This is a genomic window from Kitasatospora sp. NPDC051164 (assembly GCF_044455625.1).
Classification (GTDB): domain Bacteria; phylum Actinomycetota; class Actinomycetes; order Streptomycetales; family Streptomycetaceae; genus Kitasatospora.
Genome location: NZ_JBITFB010000003.1, coordinates 1 through 19087 on the forward strand (window position 1 = coordinate 1; position 19087 = coordinate 19087).

At 72.9% G+C, this 19087-nt stretch carries 13 protein-coding genes and 1 pseudogene; 4 read left to right on the forward strand and 10 right to left on the reverse strand.

Translation table 11 applies throughout. The features are described 5' to 3' along the window. From ACIBEC_RS05075 to ACIBEC_RS05085, 3 genes and pseudogenes are all read left to right on the forward strand, one after another. Positions 1–94, forward strand: a pseudogene (locus tag ACIBEC_RS05075) (roadblock/LC7 domain-containing protein); the annotation flags it as partial. A gap of 160 nt (positions 95–254) precedes the next feature. Then, positions 255–914, forward strand: a complete 660-nt coding sequence (locus ACIBEC_RS05080) for a DUF742 domain-containing protein (RefSeq protein ID WP_360498804.1) — start codon at positions 255–257, stop codon at positions 912–914. Beyond that, entirely contained in the window at positions 895–1479 is a 585-nt protein-coding gene (locus ACIBEC_RS05085; RefSeq protein WP_360498802.1) for an ATP/GTP-binding protein, read from the forward strand. The genes ACIBEC_RS05080 and ACIBEC_RS05085 overlap by 20 nt, the downstream gene beginning before the upstream one ends. Positions 1480–1555: 76 nt before the next feature. Here ACIBEC_RS05085 and cimA read toward each other — a convergent pair whose 3' ends face one another. The 4 genes from cimA to ACIBEC_RS05105 form a co-directional block, all read right to left on the reverse strand. Beyond that, the gene (cimA, locus tag ACIBEC_RS05090; protein ID WP_360498800.1) at positions 1556–3175 is read right to left on the reverse strand and encodes a citramalate synthase; all 1620 of its coding nucleotides are present in this window, start codon (positions 3173–3175) and stop codon (positions 1556–1558) included. 409 nt (positions 3176–3584) lie between these two features. After that, positions 3585–4697, reverse strand: a complete 1113-nt coding sequence (locus tag ACIBEC_RS05095) for a branched-chain amino acid aminotransferase (protein ID WP_360498798.1) — start codon at positions 4695–4697, stop codon at positions 3585–3587. Between the two features lie 246 nt (positions 4698–4943). After that, positions 4944–5984 carry a 3-isopropylmalate dehydrogenase gene (locus ACIBEC_RS05100; RefSeq protein WP_360498796.1) on the reverse strand — a complete coding sequence of 347 codons (1041 nt, stop codon included), beginning with the start codon at positions 5982–5984 and terminating at the stop codon, positions 4944–4946. 94 nt (positions 5985–6078) lie between these two features. After that, complete coding sequence (locus tag ACIBEC_RS05105) at positions 6079–6657, reverse strand: Uma2 family endonuclease (RefSeq protein ID WP_360498794.1); 579 nt, start codon at positions 6655–6657, stop codon at positions 6079–6081. A gap of 145 nt (positions 6658–6802) precedes the next feature. Here ACIBEC_RS05105 and ACIBEC_RS05110 point away from each other — a divergent pair, with 145 nt between their 5' ends. Then, positions 6803–9304 carry a YfhO family protein gene (locus ACIBEC_RS05110; RefSeq protein ID WP_360498792.1) on the forward strand — a complete coding sequence of 834 codons (2502 nt, stop codon included), beginning with the start codon at positions 6803–6805 and terminating at the stop codon, positions 9302–9304. 51 nt (positions 9305–9355) lie between these two features. Here the strand turns inward: ACIBEC_RS05110 and ACIBEC_RS05115 are convergent, their stop codons facing one another. The 6 genes from ACIBEC_RS05115 to ACIBEC_RS05140 all read right to left on the reverse strand — a co-directional run bounded on the left by ACIBEC_RS05115 (position 9356) and on the right by ACIBEC_RS05140 (position 18810). Further along, on the reverse strand, positions 9356–12712 hold the full coding sequence (locus ACIBEC_RS05115) for a S8 family serine peptidase (protein WP_360498790.1): 3357 nt from the start codon (positions 12710–12712) through the stop codon (positions 9356–9358). A 218-nt stretch (positions 12713–12930) separates the two neighbouring features. Continuing rightward, positions 12931–13092: a hypothetical protein gene (locus ACIBEC_RS05120; protein ID WP_360498788.1), complete on the reverse strand. Its 162-nt coding sequence runs from the start codon at positions 13090–13092 to the stop codon at positions 12931–12933. 336 nt (positions 13093–13428) lie between these two features. Further along, a complete protein-coding gene (gene serA / locus ACIBEC_RS05125) occupies positions 13429–15015 on the reverse strand; it encodes a phosphoglycerate dehydrogenase (RefSeq protein ID WP_396287769.1) in 1587 nt (528 codons plus the stop codon). 242 nt (positions 15016–15257) lie between these two features. Further along, positions 15258–16256: a ketol-acid reductoisomerase gene (ilvC, locus tag ACIBEC_RS05130; RefSeq protein WP_360498784.1), complete on the reverse strand. Its 999-nt coding sequence runs from the start codon at positions 16254–16256 to the stop codon at positions 15258–15260. Positions 16257–16408: 152 nt separating this feature from the next. After that, positions 16409–16933: an acetolactate synthase small subunit gene (gene ilvN / locus ACIBEC_RS05135; RefSeq protein ID WP_238951331.1), complete on the reverse strand. Its 525-nt coding sequence runs from the start codon at positions 16931–16933 to the stop codon at positions 16409–16411. A gap of 32 nt (positions 16934–16965) precedes the next feature. Then, positions 16966–18810: an acetolactate synthase large subunit gene (locus ACIBEC_RS05140; protein ID WP_360498782.1), complete on the reverse strand. Its 1845-nt coding sequence runs from the start codon at positions 18808–18810 to the stop codon at positions 16966–16968. Between the last annotated feature and the right edge of the window lie 277 nt (positions 18811–19087).

A 19087-nucleotide genomic window follows, 5' to 3' on the forward strand; every position in this document is an offset into this window, starting at 1 on the left:
CGTCGGCTACGAGATGGCCCTGCTCGTCGACCGCGCCGGCGCCGTCCTCACCCCCGCACTTCGCGCGGAACTCCAGGGCAGTCTCCTGCACTGACGGTTCGTCGGATACCGTCCAGGTATTCGAAGTACCTCCGCGTCCTTCCCGGGCCCGCTTCGGCGGGCTCGGGTTCGGACGTTGTACGGCCTTCGCACCACCGGCTCCGGACCTGCGCCGAAGCTGAACCGCACCGCCGCACCTTGTGAGGAGAGGAACCGTGACACCGCCCGACGACCGCAGCGGCCAATACGGTCTTCCGTACCCTGGCACAGGCCATGACGCTTTCGGAGCACCCGGCGTCGGCCACGGTCAGCAGTACGGCCGGCACCAGTACGGGCAGCCCCAGCACCCGTATGCCAGGCCCGAGGAGCAGTACGGCCAGTACGAGCAGTACGACCAGTACGCCCAGCAGCAGCCCTCCTACGGCGCCCCGGCGCCCGGCTACCCGACTCCGGCACCGGCGCCCGAGCCGACGCCCGGTTTCCGGCCGGCCCAGGACCCTGGGTACACCGAGGAGTTCGAGGACGAGCCCGACTCCGGCCCGCTGATCCGTCCGTTCGCTATGACCGGCGGCCGTACCCGGCCCCGCTACGAACTCGCGCTGGAGGCCCTGGTCTCCGCCGACGTCGATCCGCAGCGCCTGGCCACCCTGCTCCCCGAGCACCAGCGGATCTGCACGCTGTGCACCGAGGTCAAATCCGTCGCTGAGGTGTCGGCGCTGCTCTCCCTTCCCCTGGGAGTGGCCCGCATCCTCGTGGCCGACCTGGCCGAGGCCGGCCTGGTCGCCATCCACCAGCCCGCTTCCGGCGGCGAATCCGGAAACCAGCCCGACGTCACGCTGCTCGAAAGGGTCCTCAGTGGACTTCGCAAGCTCTAACGCGGCCGCCCCCACCCGCGCCACCACCTCCGCGAAGATCGTCGTCGCGGGCGGCTTCGGTGTCGGCAAGACCACGCTCGTCGGCGCCGTCTCCGAGATCAACCCCCTGCGCACCGAAGCCGTCATGACCTCGGCCTCCGCCGGCATCGACGACCTCAGCCACGTCTCCGGCAAGACGACCACCACCGTCGCCATGGACTTCGGCCGCATCACCCTCGACGAGGACCTCATCCTCTACCTGTTCGGCACCCCCGGACAGGACCGCTTCTGGTTCATGTGGGACGACCTCGTCCGCGGAGCCATCGGCGCCGTCGTCCTCGTCGACACCCGCCGCCTCGCCGACTGCTTCCCCGCCCTCGACTACTTCGAGAACAGCGGCCTGCCGTTCGTCGTCGCCCTCAACGGCTTCGACGGACACCAGCCCCACACGGCCGACGAGGTCCGCGAAGCCCTCCAGCTGGGCCCCGACACCCCCGTCATCACGCTCGACGCCCGCCGCCGCGACAGCGCCAAGAGTGCCCTCATCACCCTCGTCGAACACGCCCTGCTCGCCCGCCTCCGCTGAGCGAGCGGGACCGGGCCCGGGTGGCCCGCCGGACTCCGTACGAAGTCCGGCGGGCCACCGGCGGGTCGCAGGCCGACTACTCGGTGGGCTCCAGCCCGACGCGGATCAGGCCGTAGGTGTACGCGTCCTCCAGCGCCAGCCAGGAGGCGGCGACCACGTTGTCGGCGACGCCGACGGTGGACCAGGTGGACGTGCCGTCGGTGGACTCGATCAGCACCCGGGTCTTGGACCCGGTGCCGTGCTGGCCCTCCAGGATGCGGACCTTGTAGTCCACCAGCTCGAAGGTGGCCAGCGGCGGGTAGATCCCCTCCAGCGCGGTGCGCAGCGCCTGGTCCAGCGCGTTCACCGGGCCGTTGCCCTCGCCGACGGCGATCCGGCGCTCGCCCTTGGCCCAGAGCTTGACGGTCGCCTCGTTGCCGGAGACCCCGTTCGGGCCCTGCTCGCTGATGGTCCGCCAGGACTCGAGGGTGTAGAAGCGGTCCCGGCTGCCGCGCACCTCGTCGCGCAGCAGCAGCTCGAAGGAGGCGTCGGCGGACTCGTAGGTGTAGCCGAGGTTCTCCTGCTCCTTCACCTTGGCCACCACCCGGCCGGCCAGGTCCCGGTCGGTGGACAGGTCGTAGCCGAGCTCCTTGCCCTTGAGCTCGACGGAGGCCCGGCCGGCCATGTCGGAGACCAGCATCCGCATGGAGTTGCCGACCCGCTCGGGGTCGATGTGCTGGTACAGGTCCGGGTCGATCTTGATCGCGGAGGCGTGCAGGCCCGCCTTGTGGGCGAAGGCCGAGTAGCCGACGTACGGCTGGTGGGTGGAGGGGGCCAGGTTGACCAGCTCGGCGATCGCGTGCGAGATGCGCGTCATCTCGGCCAGCCGGCCTTCGGGCAGCACCCGGCGGTCGTGCTTGATCTCCAGCGCGCCGACCACCGGGAACAGGTTGGCGTTGCCGACCCGCTCGCCGTAGCCGTTGGCGGTGCACTGGACGTGGGTCGCGCCGGCGTCCACCGCGGCCAGGGTGTTGGCGACCGCGCAGCCGGTGTCGTCCTGGGCGTGGATGCCGAGCCGGGCGCCGGGCCGGTAGGTGTCGCAGTACGCGCGGACGTCGGCGACGATCTCCCGGACGTCGGCCGGCAGCATCCCGCCGTTGGTGTCGCACAGCACCACCACGTCCGCCCCGGCCTCGTGCGCGGCCCGGACCACGGCGAGGGCGTACCCGCGGTTCGCCCGGTAGCCGTCGAAGAAGTGCTCGCAGTCGATGAACACCCGGCGGCCCTGGGAGCGCAGGAACTCGACGCTGTCCCGGACCATCTCCAGGTTCTCGTCCAGGGTGGTGCGCAGCGCCAGCTCCACGTGCCGGTCGTGGGACTTGGCGACCAGGGTGACCACGGGGGCGCCGGAGCCGACCAGCGCGGCCAGCTGCGGGTCGTCCGCGGCCCGGCCGCCGGCCCGGCGGGTGGCGCCGAAGGCGACCAACTGCGCGTGCTCCAGCTCCAGCTCGGCGGCGGCGCGGGCGAAGAACTCGGTGTCGCGCGGGTTGGCCCCGGGCCAGCCCCCCTCGATGAAGCCGACCCCGAACTCGTCCAGGTGCCGGGCGATGGCCAGCTTGTCCGCCACCGTCAGGTTGATGCCCTCGCGCTGGGCGCCGTCGCGCAGCGTGGTGTCGAACACGTGGAAACTGTCGTCGGTACGGCTGACCTCGGTCATGACCCCTGGTTCTCCGTTCGGGGAGGCTCGTACTGCTCTGGCCGGATTTCTGGTCCCGGCTCCACTGTCCAGGATCTCGCGCGCGGCCCGGTGTCCCCGAGCCCTTCGTGGGGGCTCTCGGCCGGTCCGGGTGGCTTCGCTCGGTGGGGCGGCGCCCAGGGTGTGGGGCGGGCCGCGCCGCAAAGCAAAAGACCCCTCGCGGGTGCGAGAGGTCTGCGCGCGGGTCTGGACGCTCGTGGTCGCTCCGCATCGGGTCCTGCGGAAGCGGTCACTGCGGACCGGCGCGCCTGCTGCCGATAATCAGCGAAAGCGAGGACACATCGGCAGTCTGGCACAGCGCCCGGGATCCGGCCCACCCGTCTCGCGATGCGGAACGTGGCAGGCCGGAGCCGGTGTGCGCGTTCCGGAATCAGACGATCTTGTGCAGCCAGCCGTGGGTGTCGGGGGTCTGGCCGCCCTGGATCGACAGCAGCGCCTTGCGCAGCTCCATGGTGACGGGGCCGGGCTCGCCGGTGCCGACGGTCCAGTCGGCGGCGGCGGACTTCACCGAGCCGACCGGGGTGATGACGGCGGCGGTGCCGCAGGCGAAGACCTCGGTGAGGGTGCCGTCGGCGTTGCTCTGCTGCCACTCGTCGGTGGAGATCTTCCGCTCCTCGACGGCGTAGCCGAGGTCGCCGGCGAGCCGGAGCAGCGAGTCACGGGTGATGCCGGGCAGCAGGGCGCCGGACAGCTCCGGGGTGACGATCTTCGCGTCCTTGCCCTCGCCGAAGACGAAGTACAGGTTCATGCCGCCCATCTCCTCGACCCACCGGTGCTCGGCGGCGTCGAGCCAGACCACCTGGTCGCAGCCCTTCTCGGCGGCCTGCGCCTGGGCGACCAGCGAAGCGGCGTAGTTGCCCGCGCACTTGGCGGCGCCGGTGCCACCGGGCGCGGCCCGGACGTACTCCTTGGACAGCCAGACCGAGACCGGCTTGATGCCGCCCTGGAAGTAGGCGCCGGCCGGCGAGGCGATGATCATGAAGAGGTAGGAGTTGGCCGGGCGGACACCCAGGCCGACCTCGGTGGCGAACATGAACGGACGCAGGTAGAGGCTCTGCTCCGGCTCGTTCGGGACCCACTCCTGCTCCTGCTGGACCAGCAGCTCCACGGCCTCGACGAAGGTCTCGACCGGCAGCTCGGGCATCGCCAGACGGCGGGCCGAGGCCTGGAAGCGGGCGGCGTTGGCCTCCGGACGGAAGGTGGCGATGGAGCCGTCGGCCTGGCGGTAGGCCTTCAGGCCCTCGAAGATCGCCTGGCCGTAGTGCAGGGTCATGTTCGCCGGGTCGATCTCCAGCGGCGCGTACGGCGTCAGCTGGGCGTCGTGCCAGCCCAGGCCCTCGGTCCAGCGGATGGTGACCATGTGGTCGGTGAAGACCCGGCCGAAGCCGGGGTTGGCCAGCCGGGCCTCGCGCTCCGCTGCGGGCAGCGGGTGGGCGGAGGGCTTGAGGTCGAACGTGATGGGCGCCTGGGTGGGCGTGCTCATGGCTGTTTCCTTCACCGTGGGGTTGGTCCGGGCCGCCACCGCCGCAGGGACGTTTCAGCGATCGAACGCCGGAACGGACGCACAGCGACACGGCCCACTGTCGATACTCGCATCCAGAGGGCCGTGCCGAACAGCTGCCCGCTCCTTTGAGAGCTGCAAGCTGCGGTTATGCGGTCCGGCCCACCTGGCCGGAAACCTTGTCGGATCCGGCCCGTCGGCCGGAAGTCCGCTCCTGGATCCGGCCCGTCAGCCGGCGGATACTCGGCCGGCGAGCGCGTCGCCGACCTCGGAGGTGCTGCGGGTGCCGGAGCGCTCGGCCAGGTCCGCCGCGACGACGGCCTCGACCTTGGCGGCCTCGGCGGCGAAGCCGAGGTGCTCCAGCAGCATGGCGACCGACAGCACGGTGGCGGTCGGGTCGGCCTTGCCCTGGCCGGCGATGTCCGGCGCCGAGCCGTGCACCGGCTCGAACATCGACGGGAACTCGCCGCTCGGGTTGATGTTGCCGCTCGCGGCCAGGCCGATCCCGCCGGTGACGGCGGCGGCCAGGTCGGTCAGGATGTCGCCGAACAGGTTGTCGGTGACGATCACGTCGAAGCGCTCGGGCTGGGTGACGAAGAAGATCGTCGCCGCGTCGACGTGCAGGTAGTCGGTGGTGACCTCGGGGAACTCCTTGCCGACCTCGGCGAAGATCCGCGTCCACAGGTGCCCGGCGTGCACCAGCACGTTGTTCTTGTGCACCAGGGTGAGCTTCTTGCGCGGCCGCGCCTGGGCCCGGCGGTAGGCGTCGCGCACCACGCGCTCGATGCCGTACGCGGTGTTCAGGCTGACCTCGGTGGCAACCTCCTGCGGCGTCCCGGTGCGCAGCGAGCCGCCATTGCCGACGTACGGGCCCTCGGTGCCCTCGCGGACGACCACGAAGTCGATGTCGGGCGCGCCGGCCAGCGGGGACGTCACCCCGGGGAAGAGGCGACCCGGACGCAGGTTGATGTGGTGGTCGAAGGCGAAGCGCAGCTTGAGCAGCAGCCCGCGCTCCAGCACCCCCGACGGCACACTCGGGTCGCCGATGGCACCCAGCAGGATCGCATCGTGCGACTTCAGCTCCGCCAGCACGTCGTCCGGCATCGTCTCCCCCGTCCGGTGGTAGCGCCGGGCCCCGAGGTCGTACTCGGTGGTCTCCAGCTTCACATCGGCGGGAAGCACGGCACCCAGGACCTTGAGGCCTTCGGCCACCACTTCCTGGCCGATGCCGTCACCCGGGACAACTGCGAGACGAATGGTGCGAGACATGCTCGGACCCTACTCCGGCGTCCCAGGAGCTGACACCTGGCGTCCACCATCCGGACGGGTCAGGTCGGCACGGGTCAGGTCGGGGCGGGTCGGCTCAGGTCAGGTCGATCTCGACCGGGAACGGCTGATCGACCTTCAGCTGCTTGTGGTGGATGCCGGTCAGACCATAGGCCCTGGTGGCCGGGTCCAGCTCGTACACGTAGACGATCGGGCGGCCCTCGTCGTCACCCTCCACCCGCCAGAAGTGCAGGATGCCAGCCGCAGCGTACTTCCGGGGTTTGGTGTCACGATCCCGCTCCTGCGACTCCTGGGACACCACCTCCACGGCCAGCAGCACGTCCTCCGCTTCGCACATCGTCTGCCTCGGCCCGGTGTCGCCCCGCTCGTCGACCACGATGAGGTCGGGCTCGGGCCGGTCGCGTCGGTTCAGCTTGACCGTCATCTCCCGCCACACCTCCCACCCCGCCGGGACAGCGCCCTCCAGCGCCCGTTCCAACCTGCGCAACGTCCGCATGTGGAACTTCGTCTGTGCGCTCATGAAGATCAGGCTCCCGTCGAGCAGCTCGGTGTGCGGCGGGAGATCAGGCAGCCGGTCCAGGTCCTCGGCGACGTAGCCGCTGACAGGAGGCCGGATCCAGTCGGGGTACGGCGCGACGCTCACGGTTCCTCCCATACGGGCATCCTGACGGCCCTCTCAGGCTACTCGGCAAAGCCTTCCCGGACTCCACTCCTTTGAAGGAGCGCGTACGTCGGATCCCGCGCCGGGGGCGCGCTTAGGGTGGCGAAGTCCGGGGTCACTGGCAGAACGGGGCGCGTGGGTGAGGGGCGAGCGGCGGCGGGAGGTGCTGGTCTGCGGGGGCGCGGCCGGGCTGGCGATGGCCGGGTACGCGCTGGCGGCCGGACTTCGCGGGCGGTGGCCCGCCGGGGCGGAGGCGGTCGCGGTGCCGTACCACGCCCACCTGTGGGACCTGCTGCACGGGGAGACCCCCGGGGACCTGCTGTTCAACTGGAACAGCGGGTACGGCGTCCCGTTCCTGGCCGACTTCTTCGCCTACCTGATGAACCCGTTCTCCTGGCTCACCGCGCTCCTCCCCCGCGACCGGGGCCAACTCGCCGTCCTCCTGGTCACCCTCGCCACCATCGGCCTCGGCACCGCCCTGATGGCCCACCTGCTCGGCCGCCTCCACCCCGGCCCGCACCGGCTGCGGGTGCTCGCCGCCGTCGGGTACGGGCTGTGCGCCTGGGTGCTGGACGTCGGCGGGGCCGCGCCGATGTGGCTCTGGGGCCTGGTCTCGCTGCCGCTGCTCGGCCTCGCCGCCGACTGGTGCCTGCACGAGCGGCGCTGGGTGGCCGGCACCCTCTGCGTCGCCCTGGCCTGGGCCGGCAACCTGTACACCGCCGCGCTGGCCACCCTGGCGGCCGGACTCCTCTTCGCCGTCCGGCTGGCCGCCACCTCGAGGCCGTTCCGGCAGCGGGTCCGGGCGACCGGCCGGGCCGTCACCATGGCCACGGCCGGGGTGCTGCTCGCCTCCCCGGTGCTGTTCGTCGCGGTCCTGGCCGCGCGGGGCGCCCAGCCCGAGTCCCCGGTCCAGCCGCTCGGCCCGTCCGGCCTCGGCGGCCACCTCGCCCAGTTGCTGCCCGCCACCCACGGCGGACGGGCACTGCCGGACGTGGCGATCGGCCTGTTCGGGCTGCTGCTGGTGTGCGGGCTGCCGTTCAACCGGCGGGTGCGGCCGCGCGAGCGGGCGGCCTGGTGCGCGGCGCTGGTGCTGGTGGTGCTCGGCTTCTTCTGGACCCCGACCATCCTGGTCTGGCACGGTCTGGCGATCCCGGCCGGCGGCCCGTACCGGGTCGCCTTCGTCCTCAGCGGGCTGCTGGTGCTGGCCGGCTGGGTGTCGCTGGCACACCGGCCGGACCCGCTCACCCTGCTGGGCGGCGCCGCCGTGGTCACGGTGATCGCCGCGCTGGCGGCGACCCGACACTCGGTCCGCCCGGCCACCTGGGTGCTGCTGACCGTCGGCGGCACCGTCCTGCTCGCCGCGCTGTGGATCCTGGACCGCCGGCACCCCGACCGCCGGGCGAACACCCTCGCCACCTGGGTGATCGGCGGAGCGGTGCTCGGCAACGCCGTCTGGTCCGGGTACGCGGCGCTCGGCGCGGCCCCCTCCGACAGCGTTCCCCCGGCGGCGGTGCGGGCCGGGCACGCGGCGGTCCGCACCGCCGACGACTGGCCGCACGGCCGCAGCGACCCCGGCCCGCACACCTTCACCACCAACGACCCGCTGCTGCTGGGCGGCCAGGGCGGCGGCTACTTCAGCGGCTACCTGCCGACCGTCACCGCCCTGCTGCTGCACGACCTCGGCGCGGGCTGGACGGCCGGCGGGCGGCAGACCTCGAGCGTCACCGACCCGGTCGGGCAGGCGCTGTTCGCCGTCCACGCCCACCTGGACGACGGTCCGCCGCCGTACGGCTTCGCCCCCGGCCGGGCCGCCGCACCGCCGCTGGTCACCGTTTTGGCGCCGACCGCCCGGCCGGACACCTCCTCGGTCTGGTCCCGGCAGGAGTCGCTGCTCGGCAGCCAGGTGTACGACGCCCCGCTGCCCGTCCCGGCCGGCGGCCCGGCGCCCACCCTGCACGGCACCAGCGGCTGGTCGGTGCCGCCCGGTGACGAGGGCACCGTCCTCACCGCCGCCTGCACGCCCGGCTCGACGGCGTTCTTCCAGGGCGTCTGGTACCGGGGCACGGTCAGCGGCCTCGGCACCAGCTACCGCAGCGACGGCGAGCAGCCCACCACGGCCGTGGCGATCCACCGGCTGGGGACCGTCCCGACGGACGGGGTGGTCCGGGTGACGCTGCGGTCCGACACCGTCAGCCAGGTCCCCGCCCGCCCGATCGGCTGCCTGCGCACCGGCGCCCTGGACGCCGCCGTCGCCCGCCTCACCGCCACCGGCGCCACCCGCGTCGACGCCGACGGGCACACCCTCTCGGCCGCCCTCCCGGCGGGCTCCACCGGCACCGCGCTGCTCTCCGTCCCCGCCACCGAGGGCTGGACCTGCGCCGTCGACGGCGGCCGCTACGCCGCCCCCACCCCGGTCCTGGGCATGATCGGCGTCCCCCTCGGCCCCGGCGCCTCCCGGATCGCCTGCTCCTTCCGCCCGCCCGGCCTCACCGACGGCCTCACCGTCACCTCCGCCACCGCCGCCGCCCTCGCCCTGGTCGCCGTCTTCGCCCGCCTCACCCGCCGCCCCACCCGCACCCCCCGCCGGGACCGCCGCGCCGCCCAGGCGGCCCCGAACCCCGAGGAGGCCCCGAACGCGTAGGGGCGGCCCGCCGTGGTCGGCGGGCCGCCCCGTCGGCCGGGCGCCGGGGGGTCAGGGCAGGGACAGCACCTGGGCCCGCCGCTCGCCCGGGTTGAGGTGGTGCAGCAGCAGGAGCCGGGAGCTGTCGCCCGGAGTGCGGTGCACGTCGAGGACGGTGCCCGGCCCCACGGGGGCGAGCACCGCCGGGGGGCCGGTGAGGCCGGCCCGGGCGGCGAGGGCCGGGTGCAGGACGTCCAGCGGGACGACCGGTCGGGTGCCGCGCAGGCCGATGGCGGCGTAGGCCTCGGCCGGGTCCGGTGTGCCGGAGGCGGCGACGCCGGTCCAGACGCCGTAGTGGACGGTGCTGTGGCCGGGGCCGACGCCGGGCAGGGCGCCCAGTCGGACGGGCAGGACGAGCACGTCGCTGTCCAGCAGCGCGGTGTCGGTGTCGCCCCAGCGGGCGTTGAGCGGCTGGACGTCGAGCTCGGCTCCGGTGTGGGCGTCGAGGGCGCGGGAGACCAGGACATCGCTGCCGCGCAGCCGGTCGGCCTTGAGGATGACGTCGGTGCTGCCGTCCCCGTCGGTGTCCAGCCCGACCCGCACGCCGTACAGCCCGACCGGGGTGGCCGCAGGAGCCCACAACTGCGCTCCCACGTACAGCAGTTCGGGGTCGACGGCGGCGCCGACCGCCCGCAGGTTCGCGGACCGTTCACCGGGGTGCTCGACGCAGACGTCCTGCGCGGGGCCGGTCTCCTCCCCCGCGTCCTCGGGCCGGATGCCCGCGCCCGGCCCGACGGCGGCGCCGCTGCCGGGCGGGCAGTCGGCCCAGCGCGCTCCTTCGCCGCCGAGGGCGAGGGCGGTGACCAGTCCGGGCGTGGCGCCGGGCGCGGCGCTGCCGCCGAGCGTGACGAGGGTGCCGTCCCGGGCGGTCCGGACGGTGGCCGTCGCCGCGAGGTCGCTCGCGGGCCGTGGGGCGGCGAGCACCGGGATGCGCAGCTGGGGCAGGGTGTCGTTCGCGAGCGGCGTCAGCAGCACCCGTCCCGAGAGCTCGCCCCGGTAGCTGCGGGCCCTGCCGCCCTGCACGGTGTCGATGGTGGGGTCGGGCGCGCGGCCCAGCTCCCCGGGGACGGAGAGCGTCACCCGTACCCGCGCGGTGCCGCCCGCGGGGACGTCGACCCGGGCCGGGGCCACCTCGAAGGAGGCGCCGGGCAGTTCGGTGGCCGCCGCGTAGCCGGTGCGGTAACTCAGCGGCGAGTCCGCGTGGTTGCGGACCTCGATGTCCCGTACGAGCGCCGTCGGCCCGCCTACCTCGACCGGCCCGAAGGAGATTCCGACGCCGCCCTCCTCGGTGCCCTCGCCCGCCGCGTAGGCGACGACGGGCGTGCGGACCGCCCGGTCGGCCCGGACCCGGCCGGCCCCGGTGCGCTCGGGCCCGTAGACCGGCCCGCTGTGGTCGTCGCCGAGGTAGGTGTCCGTGGCGGTGTTCATCAGCGCGGCTTTGAGCTGCTCGACCGGCCAGTCCGGGTGCGCGGCGCGGACCAGCGCGGCGAGCCCGGCGACGTGCGGGGCGGCCATGGAGGTGCCGTTCTCGCGCTGGCCGCCGGTGCCGCTGCCGACCAGGGCGGACCAGATGGTCTCGCCGGGGGCCGCCAGGTCGGGCTTGACCACGCCGGGCACGCCGATGCCGCGAGAGGTGAAGTCGGTGAGGGTGTCGGCCCGGGCGGGCTGGTTCTGCGCGACGGAGCCGTGCAGCGGGTTGCCGGGGGCGGCGAGCCGGACCCGGACCGGCCCGGCGGCCGCGGCCTGCCGCAGCCGCTCGCCGTCGGCGTGGGCCAGCAGGACGGCCGGGATGCGGTCGTTGCCCGCGATCTCGGCGAGGTGGTCGGTGTCGGCGGCGTACAGCGCGCCGATCGCTCCGGCGTCGGCGGCGTGGTCGGCGCGCGGGCCGGAGTTGCACGGCCGGTCGGCCTCGCTGGTCTTCCAGGCGAGCAGGGCGATCTTCCCGGCCAGTCGCTGCCGGTCGGCTTCGCTGAAGGCGGTGCAGCCGTCCGACTGGTCGGCGGGCAGGGCGAGTTCGCCGCTGACGTCGGCGGTGGCCCAGCCCCGGTAGCGCTCGCTCCAGTGCGCCGGGACGACTCCGGCCGTGGCGGCGGGGTCGAGCACGGTGATGCCGTCCACGTCGGCGTGCCCGTGGACGGAGGCGGCGACGGTGATCGCCCGGGCGGCGGTGCCGGGGCTGCCGCCGATGCCGTACACGTCGCCCTCGTTGCCCGCGGCCGCGACCACGGCGGTGCCCAGCGCGGCGAGCCGGTCGACGGCCAGTGCGTCGGTGTCGTCGGTGCTGCCGAAGCGGCTGCCGAGCGAGAGGTTGACGACGTCCAGCCGGTCGCCCAGGTCGCCGTCGCCGTCCGGGTCGGCGGCCAGGTCGAGGGCTTGGGCGAGGCGGTCGGTGGAGCCGTCGCAGCCGAACACCCGGATCGCGTACAGCTGGGCGCCGGGGGCGGCGCCGGGGCCGACCTTGAACGAGGCCGGGGCGAGCCCGGGCCCGTACGGACCGGCGTAGGGCCGGCCGTCGGCGGTGACGCCGTACCCGGCCGCGGTGCCGGCGACGTGGGTGCCGTGCCCGTTGCGCACGCAGTCGATCGGGTTGTCGCTGGGGTGCGGCACGGGCTGGTGGTGCGGGGAGGCCGGGTCGGGGTCGTAGTCGTCGCCGACCAGGTCCTTGCCGCCGACCACCTTGGCGTTGGGGAACAGCGCGGGCGGCGCGGGCTTGCCGCGCTCGACCGAGCGGAACGCCTCCTCGCTGCCGGGGCCGCCGAAGTCCGCGTGGGTGTAGTCGATGCCGCTGTCGATGATGCCGATCCGCACGCCCTGCCCGGTGTTGCCGGCGGGCGCGGAGTCACCGGCCCAGACCTGCGGGGCACCGGTCAGCGGGACGGAGTAGGCGTTGTCGCGCCGCTTGTTGACGATCGGGTGGACGGCCCGGACGCCGGGCAGCGCCCGCAGCACGGGCAGCCGGTCGGCGGGAGCACTGACGGCGAGGCCGGTGAGCAGGGTGCGGGTGCGGTAGAGCTCGCGGGCGGCGGGCGCCGCCCGGTGGACGGCCCCGGCGAGCCGGTCGAGCGCGTCCCCGGCACGGCCCCGCTGAGCGGCACCGGCCTGCGCGGCTTCCCGGCGGACGGCCTCCGGGGAGCGCCGCTCCCGCCGGGCCCCGTCGGCGGCGCGCCGCCAGGCGGGGCCGGCCGCCTCGGTGGTGAGTTCGAGCAGGACGGAGGCCGTTCGGCCGGCCCCCGGCGGTCCGGCGGGTGGCGGTCCCGCGGTCGGTGGGCCGCCGGCCGCCGGGGTGGCGGCGAGGACGGCGCTCCCGGCCAGCAGGGCCAGGGTGAGGCCGATCCGGGCGACGGGTCGGCGGACGGGTGGCAGACGCACTGGGCCCTCTCCCCCGGCCGGGGGACTGATCCGCACCGCGTGCCGCTGACGCCCGCCCGCGCGGACGTCGATCACCCTTCCGGGGGCCCCAAATTAGGATGATCGCGCCAGCCCGGGCGAGCAACGTCCCTCGAACGGACCGGGGTTGCACCCTACGGGGTGACATACCGTCAATCCGTTCGGCCCAGTAGGCCGATGAACGCCGCCCGCGGTGCCGCTCAGAGGTGGCCGGTCACACCGCCGTTGTCACGGCGGTCCAGCGAGCGCTGCAGGGCGGCGGCCGCGAAGGTGTTCCGCTCGGCGGACCGGCGGCGACGCGGGGCGCGGACGGAGGTGGCGGCGGGGGCGGGAGTGGCGTGGCGGTCGGCAGTGGAGGGCATACCGGGCTCCTTGGAAGCGGCGCGCTGGAGAACGTGACAAGAGGGTGGAGACGGAGGTGCCGCACGGCGTCCCAAGAGGGGTGGCGGCAGGTGGCGGGAGGGAACGCGCGGGAGCAGGGATCGCCTGCCCGTGAGGGCGCACGCGCACACGGGCCGCAGGCCCTGGCTACAGGGGCGGCACACCGTATGGCTCTTCCACGGTAAGGCCCCGCCCCGGCCGTGTCTGCACGAATACTTGGATTTCCTAGTATCTGAGACGGGACCCACCCGGGAGAACGCAGCAGGGCCCGGACCACCGTACGAACGGCGGTCCGGGCCCTGCTCGGGCCGGAAGGATCAGCCCAGGTCGACCGAGCGCGCGAAGCGGGCGCCGATCTCGGCGGCGATCACCGACAGCACCTCCTGCGGGATCTCGCTGTCCACGGTGATGGAGGCCAGCGCGCCGCCGCCGTCGCGGGCGACCTGCATGCCGGCGATGTTGATGCCGGCGTCGCCGAGGTGGCGGCCGAGCACGCCGACCACGCCGGGACGGTCCTCGTACTTGAAGAAGGCCATGTGGTCGGTGAGCGCCACGTCCACGTCGAAGGCGTCCACGCCGACGATCTTCTGGGTCTGCTTGGGGCCGGCCAGCGTGCCGGAGATGGCGATCTCCTCACCGTTCCCGAGCGTGCCGCGCACGGTGATCACGTTGCGGTGCTCGGGGCTCTCGCTGGAGGTGGTCAGGCGGACCTCGACACCGCGCTCCTGGGCGAACAGCGGGGCGTTGACGTAGGACACCGTCTCCGCCACCACGTCCTCGAACACACCCTTCAGCGCGGACAGTTCGAGCACCTTCACGTCGTGCTGGGTGATCTCGCCGCGGACCTCGACGTCGAGCCGGACGGCCACCTCGCCGGCCAGCGCGGTGAAGATCCGGCCGAGCTTCTCGGCCAGCGGCAGGCCCGGGCGGACGTCCTCGGCGATCACGCCGCCCTGGACGTTCACCGCGTCCGGTACGAGCTCGCCGGCCAGCGCGAGGCGCACCGACCGGGCGACCGCGATGCCGGCCTTCTCCTGCGCCTCGTCGGTGGAGGCGCCCAGGTGCGGGGTGGCGACCACGTTGTCGAAGCCGAACAGCGGGGAGTCGGTGCACGGCTCCTTGGCGTACACGTCCAGGCCCGCGCCGGCCACCCGGCCGTCGCGCAGGGCGCTCGCGAGCGCCTCCTCGTCCACGATGCCGCCGCGGGCGGCGTTCACGATGCGCACGGTCGGCTTGACCTTGTGCAGCGCCTCGTCGCCGATCAGGCCGATGGTCTCGGGGGTCTTGGGGAGGTGGACGGTGATGAAGTCCGAGGCCTCGAGCAGCTCCTCGAGGGTGACCAGCTTGACGCCCATCTGCGCGGCGCGGGCGGCCTGGATGTAGGGGTCGTACGCGACGATCTTCATCCCGAACGCGGACATCCGCTGGGCGACCAGGACGCCGATCCGGCCGAGGCCGACGACACCGAGGGTCTTCTCGCTGAGCTCGACGCCGGTGTACTTGTTGCGCTTCCACTCGCCCTGCTTGAGCGCGGCGTTGGCCGGCGCGATGTTGCGGGCAACGGAGATCAGCAGGCCGCAGGCGAGTTCGGCGGCGGTGACGATGTTGGAGGTCGGCGCGTTGACGACCATCACACCGGCCTTGGTGGCGGCGGCGACGTCCACGTTGTCCAGGCCGACGCCGGCGCGGGCGACCACCTTGAGCTTGCGGGCGACGGCCAGCGCCTCGGCGTCGACCTTGGTGGCGGAGCGGATCAGGATCGCGTCGACGTCGGCGATCGCGGTGAGCAGCTCGGTACGGTCGGCGCCGTTGCAGTGGCGGATCTCGAAGTCGGGACCGAGGGCGTCGACGGTGGCGGGCGACAGCTCTTCGGCGATCAGAACGACGGCGGTCTTGGATGTCACAGTGCTCACGACAGTGTGTCCTTAACTCTGCGGTTCCCCCGGCACGAAGGTGGCGTGGAAGGGCGGGGGAAGGTGGCATGCCGCGTAGGTAGACGCACGACGCTGTGGGCCTGACGCGCACTCGGAGTGTATCGACGGGCTGGGTGCCAGGCTGCTCCCGTCCGGCGAAATCACTCGGACGAGAGCAGCCTACTTGTACAAGGAAGTTACGAGATCGGGCCGCCGGAACGACCCGGAAATGCTCAGGCCTTGTCGTCGACCCAGCTCATCAGCGAGCGCAGCTTCTTGCCGGTGGTCTCCAGCAGGTGGCCCTCGTCGGCCTTCTTGTACTCGTGGTACTTGGGCAGGCCCGCCTTGTACTCGGCGATCCAGGTGTTGGCGAAGGTGCCGTCCTGGATCTCGGCGAGGACCTTCTTCATCTCGGCCTTGGTGGCGTCGGTGATGATCCGCGGGCCGGTGACGTAGTCGCCCCACTCGGCGGTCTCGGAGACCGACCAGCGCATCTTCTCCAGGCCGCCCTCGTACATCAGGTCGACGATGAGCTTCAGCTCGTGCATGCACTCGAAGTAGGCGATCTCCGGCTGGTAGCCGGCCTCGACCAGGGTCTCGAACCCGGCCTTCACCAGGGCGGCGGTGCCACCGCAGAGGACGGCCTGCTCACCGAACAGGTCGGTCTCGGTCTCCTCGGTGAAGGTCGTCTTGATGACGCCGGCCTTGGTGGCACCCAGGCCCTTGGCGTACGACAGCGCCAGGGCGAAGGCCTTGCCCGAGGCGTCCTGCTCGACGGCGACGATCGCCGGGACGCCGCGGCCCTCCTCGTACTGGCGGCGGACCAGGTGGCCCGGGCCCTTCGGGGCGACCATGCAGACGTCGACGTCCGCCGGGGGCTTGATGAAGCCGTAGCGGATGTTCAGGCCGTGGCCGAAGAACAGGGCGTCGCCGGCCTTCAGGTGCGGGGCGATGTCCGCCGCGTAGACGTCGGCCTGGATCGGGTCCGGGACCAGGATCATGATGACGTCGGCCTCGGCCGCCGCCTCGGCCGGGGTGACGACGCGCAGGCCGGCCTCCTCCGCCTTGGCGCGGGACTTGGACTCCGGCTTCAGGCCGACCCGGACGTCCGCGCCGGAGTCGCGCAGGGACAGCGCGTGGGCGTGGCCCTGGCTGCCGTAGCCGATGACCGCGACCTTGCGGCCCTGGATGATGGACAGGTCGGCGTCGTCTTCGTAGAACAGCTCGGCCACGGGGGCACATCTCCTTGCGTGATGGGTGCCGGGTACGCGGTGCCTACCGTATTCGCACCCGGCGGGGGTATGAGTCTTTGCTCGATGGGTGCCGCGCGTCGGCGCGCCGTCGGAAGGACGGTGGCGGGCGACGGGCGGGCGGGACGCGCGGGTTACGCGCTGCGGTCCAGGGCGCGCAGCGACCGGTCCGTGATCGAACGGGCGCCGCGGCCGATCGCGACCAGGCCGGACTGGACCAACTCCTTGATGCCGTAAGGCTCCAGCATCCGGAGCATGGCCTCCAGCTTGTCCGAGCTGCCGGTGGCCTCGATGGTCACCGCGTCGGGCGACACGTCGACGGTCTTGGCACGGAACAGCTGGACGATCTCGACGATCTGCGACCGGGTCTCGTTGTCGGCGCGGACCTTCACCAGGACCAGTTCCCGCTGGATCGCAGCGGCCTGGTCGAGTTCGACGATCTTTATCACGTTCACGAGCTTGTTGAGCTGCTTGGTGACCTGTTCCAGCGGGAGGTCCTCGACGTTGACCACGATCGTCATCCGGGACACGTCCGGGTGCTCGGTCGGGCCGACGGCGAGGGAGTCGATGTTGAAGCCCCGACGGGAGAACAGCGAGGCGATGCGGGCGAGCACGCCGGGCTTGTTCTCGACCAGGACGGAGAGGGTGTGCTTGGACATGTGGTTCCTCAGTCGCTCTGGATGGGGGCGGTTCAGTCGTCGTCGCCGAAGTCGGGACGGACGCCCTTGGCGAACTGGATCTCGTCGTTGCTGGTCCCGGCCGCGACCATCGGCCAGACCATGGCGTCCTGGTGGACGATGAAGTCGATGACGACCGGGCGGTCGTTGATCTCCATCGCCTGCTTGATGACGGCGTCGAGGTCCTCGGGGCGCTCGCAGCGCAGGCCCACGCAGCCCATCGCCTCGGACAGCAGGACGAAGTCGGGGATCCGGGTGCCCTGGGCCGGCGGCTCGATGCCGTCGTGGCCCGGGCCGGCGTGCAGCACGGTGTTGGAGTAGCGCTGGTTGTAGAACAGCGTCTGCCACTGCCGGACCATGCCCAGCGAGCCGTTGTTGATGACCGCGACCTTGATCGGGATGTCGTTCAGGGCGCACGTGACCAGTTCCTGGTTGGTCATCTGGAAGCAGCCGTCGCCGTCGATGGCCCAGACCGGGGTCTGCGGGCGGCCGGCCTTGGCGCCCATCGCCGCGGGGACGGCGTAGCCCATGGTCCCGGCGCCGCCGGAGTTGAGCCAGGTGCCGGGCTTCTCGAAGCGGATGAACTGCGAGCTCCACATCTGGTGCTGGCCCACGCCCGCCGCGTAGATCGCCTCGGGGCCGACCAGCTTCCCGATCCGCTCGATGACCTGCTGCGGCGAGAGCTCGCCGCTCGGGGCCGGCTCGTAGCCGATCGGGTAGGTCGTCTTCCACTCGTCGAGCTTCTCCCACCACTCGGCGTAGTCGCCCTTGTGGCCGGCGTCGAACTCGGCCTGGACGGCGACGATCAGGTCGGCGAGCACCTCGCGGGCGTCGCCGACGATCGGCACGTCGGCCGGGCGGTTCTTGCCGATCTCGGCCGGGTCGATGTCGGCGTGGACGACCTTGGCGTACGGGGCGAAGCCGTCCAGCTTGCCGGTGACGCGGTCGTCGAAGCGGGCGCCGAGGGTGAACAGCAGGTCGGACTTCTGCAGGGCGGTGACGGCCGGGACGGAGCCGTGCATGCCGGGCATGCCCAGGTGCTGCGGGTGGCTGTCCGGGAAGGCGCCGAGCGCCATCAGGGTGGTGACCACCGGGGCGCCGGTCAGCTCGGCGAGGATCCGCAGCTCGGCGGTGGCCTGCGCCTTGATGACGCCGCCGCCGACGTAGAGCACCGGGCGCTTCGCGCCGACCAGCAGCTTCGCGGCCTCGCGGATCTGCTTGGCGTGCGGCTTGGTGACCGGGCGGTAGCCGGGCAGGGCGGTCTCGACCGGCCAGCGGAACGTGGTGGTCGCCTGCAGCGCGTCCTTGGCGATGTCGACCAGGACCGGGCCGGGGCGGCCGGTGGCGGCGATGTGGAACGCCTCGGCGATCACCCGAGGGATCTCGGCGGGGTCGGTGACCAGGTAGTTGTGCTTGGTGATCGGCATCGTGATGCCGCAGATGTCCGCCTCCTGGAAGGCGTCGGTGCCGATCGCCTTGGAGGAGACCTGGCCGGTGATGGCGACGATCGGCACGGAGTCCATGTAGGCGTCGGCGATCGGGGTGACCAGGTTGGTCGCGCCCGGGCCGGAGGTGGCCATGCAGACCCCGACCCGGCCGGTGGCCTGGGCGTATCCGGTGGCGGCGTGGCCGGCGCCCTGCTCGTGGCGGACCAGGATGTGGCGCACCTTGGCGGAGTCCATCAGCGGGTCGTACGCGGGAAGGATGGCCCCGCCCGGAATGCCGAAGACGGTGTCCGCGCCTACGGCCTCCAGCGAGCGGATGAGCGACTGGGCGCCGGTCATGGTCTCGACGACGTGCTGGGGAGCGTTGGCGGCCGGGTTGTCCCCGCGGCGGGGGGATGCGGCGTGCTCGGTCATCTGCCTGTCTCTTCTCGGGTTTTGCCGACCCGGCTGCGGGCCCCGGTGCTGCGAGGTGGGGTCCCGGTCCGGGTCGATCGCCGGCTCTGCCTCAATCGTCCCGCTCATTCCGACGAGTCGGAGGTTCTCGGGGGGTCGAGGCCAGGGGTCTTGCGGGGTGGAACAGCGTCAGTGCAACAAAAAACCCCTCGTGCCCAAGGGCATGCGAGGGGTGGCGCGTCGGTCTGTCACGAGCAGGGCGAGCGAGCCCTGTCAGCCGACGCGCCCGCCAAGTACG